The organism is Rhodococcus sp. (in: high G+C Gram-positive bacteria) (genome assembly GCF_049286785.1).
Taxonomy (GTDB): domain Bacteria; phylum Actinomycetota; class Actinomycetes; order Mycobacteriales; family Mycobacteriaceae; genus Rhodococcus_F.
The window spans coordinates 1-1,561 of the sequence record NZ_JBAQEO010000655.1 but is presented as its reverse complement, the minus strand read 5'-3'; the positions used below and the strand labels follow the sequence as shown (position 1 = coordinate 1,561).

General features: G+C 68.3%; 2 protein-coding genes. Both read left to right on the top strand.

Going from position 1 to position 1,561, the window contains the following annotated elements:
* A partial coding sequence (locus WAW17_RS23645) for a DUF501 domain-containing protein (protein WP_422335337.1) occupies positions 1-489 on the top strand: 489 nt, incomplete at its 5' end.
* Positions 486-1,469 carry an exopolyphosphatase gene (locus WAW17_RS23640; protein ID WP_422335336.1) on the top strand — a complete coding sequence of 328 codons (984 nt, stop codon included), beginning with the start codon at positions 486-488 and terminating at the stop codon, positions 1,467-1,469. The genes WAW17_RS23645 and WAW17_RS23640, both read left to right, overlap by 4 nt.
* The last annotated feature ends 92 nt before the right edge of the window (positions 1,470-1,561 follow it).

The following is a 1,561-nucleotide window of genomic DNA, read 5'->3' as shown; positions in this document are numbered from 1 at the left end:
TTGGGCCGCGAACCGCGAGGAGTGCTCGAGATCGCGTATCGCAGTCCCGACGGCAAGCCCGGCGTCGTGAAGACCGCCCCGCGACTGCCCGATGGCACCCCCTTTCCCACGTTGTACTACCTGACGGATCCGCGCCTCACTGCCGAGGCCAGCCGGCAGGAGTCCGCGGGTGTGATGCGGGAGATGACCGAACGCCTTGCGCAGGATCCGGAACTCGCCGCGGCCTATCTGCGCGCCCACGAGTCGTATCTGACCGAACGCAACGCCATCGAGTCCCTGGGCACCGACTTCACCGGCGGCGGCATGCCCGACCGCGTCAAGTGCCTGCACGTGCTGATGGCGCATTCCCTGGCGAAGGGACCCGGCGTCAACCCGCTCGGTGACGAGTCGGTTGCCCTCGCCGCGTCCGCCGCCGGCGGGAAGTTGCGCGGCACCGCGATTCCCGCCGACTGGCCGGGAATCGACGACGTCGAAAGCGGCGAACAGTGACCCGCGTTGCCGCAGTGGACTGCGGTACCAACTCCATTCGTCTGCTCGTCGCGGACGTCGACGCCGAGGGCCGGCTGCACGACGTGCACCGCGAGATGCGTGTCGTGCGGCTCGGTCAGGGCGTCGACGCAACGGGCCGGTTGGCGCCGGAGGCGATCGAGCGCACACGAATCGCGTTGAGCGAGTATGCCGCAATGATCGGTGACGCCGATGCCACCGCGGTGCGGATGGTCGCGACATCCGCGACGCGTGACGCATCGAATCGTGAGGATTTCTTCTCCATGACCCGGGACATCCTGGGGTCGGTGATACCGGGTGCCGGAGCCGAGGTGATCAGCGGGGACGAGGAAGCGCGGTTGTCGTTCGCCGGCGCTGTCGGCGAATTGGATTCGGCGCAGGGCCCGTTCGTTGTGGTGGACCTCGGCGGCGGTTCCACCGAGGTGGTGCTCGGTGACGAATCCGGCGTCCATGCCGCATTCTCCACCGACATCGGGTGTGTGCGGATCACCGAACGATGCCTGCACGACGACCCGCCCACCGCAGCGCAGGTCGACGAGGCGCGTGCCTTCGCGCGGCAGCGGCTGGACGAGGCGTTCGCGCGAGTGTCGATCGAGCAGGCGCACACCTGGGTCGGTGTCGCCGGAACGATGACCACACTCGCTGCGCTCGCGAAGAATCTCCCCGAGTACGACGCCGAGCAGGTGCACCTCTCGCGCATTCCGCTGCCTCGACTCCGGGAGGTGTGCGCGTCGCTCATCGCGATGACCCACACCGAGAGGGCAGCGCTGGGACCCATGCATCCGGGCCGGGTCGACGTGATCGGTGGGGGTGCCATCGTCACCCTGATGCTCGCCGAGGCACTGGAATCGAAGGCAGGCATCGAGGAACTCGTGGTGAGTGAGCACGACATCCTCGACGGCATCGCGCTGTCGATCATCTGCACCCGACCACACACCGGCCGGGCCCGGCGCGCCCGCTAAGCCTGAATTCACCGACGTGATGCCGAAGCCCGTTCCGGCCGGGCGAGTGGATGTGGGGGCAGTTGCGGGCATGCGGTGACCGCTGGTCTGCC